The 569-nt window shown below is 71.7% G+C and carries 1 protein-coding gene; it reads left to right on the top strand.

Going from position 1 to position 569, the window contains the following annotated elements; translation table 11 throughout:
• On the top strand, nt 1–569 hold a 569-nt coding region (locus CK944_RS22530; RefSeq protein WP_146038785.1), incomplete at both ends, for a recombinase family protein.

The following is a 569-nucleotide window of genomic DNA, read 5'->3' as shown; positions in this document are numbered from 1 at the left end:
ATCCACGAGGAGCACGCCTCGGGCGCCGACCGCACCCGCCCGGCCCTGGCGCGGCTTCTGGCGACAATCCGGCCGGGCGAGACGCTGGTGGTGGTCCGCCTTGACCGGCTGGCCCGCTCGCTGAGCCATCTGTTGCAGGTGATCGAGACGCTGGAGGCCAGGGGCGCGCATTTCCGGTCGCTGGGCGATCCGATCGACACCACCACGGCACAGGGCAAGTTCAGCCTGCAGGTGATGGGGGCGGTTGCGGAGCTGGAACGCGCGCTGATCAGGGAACGCACCAAGGCCGGGCTGCGCGCCGCGCGTGCGCAGGGACGGGTCGGCGGCAATCCGGCGCTGAAGGCGGGCGACCGCGAGGCGATCCGCAAGCTGCGCGTGGCCCGGGACGAGACCTACTTCCAGAAGCTCGAAGCGACGGCCGACACCTGGCTGCCCTTGGTGCGCCGGCACCGTCCCGGGATGGCCTGGGACGATCTGACTCGGCTTCTGGGCACGCGCACGGGCCAGCCCTGGACAGTCGAGCGGTTGAAGCGCGCCGCCCGCCGTTATGTCCGCGACGGGCTTTTGCC

The organism is Paracoccus sp. SY, from assembly GCF_002901215.1.
Lineage (GTDB): Bacteria > Pseudomonadota > Alphaproteobacteria > Rhodobacterales > Rhodobacteraceae > Paracoccus > Paracoccus acridae.
The sequence above is the reverse complement of the archived record's forward strand: the minus strand, read 5'-3'. Positions and strand labels throughout refer to the sequence as shown.